The organism is Halomonas sp. SIMBA_159, from assembly GCF_046536035.1.
Classification (GTDB): Bacteria; Pseudomonadota; Gammaproteobacteria; order Pseudomonadales; family Halomonadaceae; genus Vreelandella; species Vreelandella venusta_A.
Genome location: NZ_JAWJBT010000468.1, coordinates 1 through 276, shown reverse-complemented (window position 1 = coordinate 276; position 276 = coordinate 1). Strand labels below are relative to the sequence as shown.

The window sequence follows — 276 nt, the reverse complement described above, 5'->3', positions numbered from 1 at the left end:
ATGGACAGCGGAGATCAAAATTCAGCGTTAACGCAACTCTTACAACAAGTATGCCTTCTCGATCCAGCGTCGGATCATGAACAAGTCGCCGATGTCTTGATTGAGAATAATCAAATTCAAGAGGTTGCTCCTCAAATTACTGATTATCCTTCACACACTGAAGTAAGAGACGCAGATGGCTTAATTTTAGCTCCAGGTTTGGTCGATCTCTATAGTCATAGTGGTGAACCCGGTCATGAAGATCGAGAAACTTTGGCTTCTTTAGCTCAAGCAGCC

General features: G+C 43.5%; 1 pseudogene. It reads left to right on the top strand.

What is annotated here, in order from left to right:
- Positions 1–276, top strand: a pseudogene (locus R0J87_RS20050) (hypothetical protein); the annotation flags it as partial.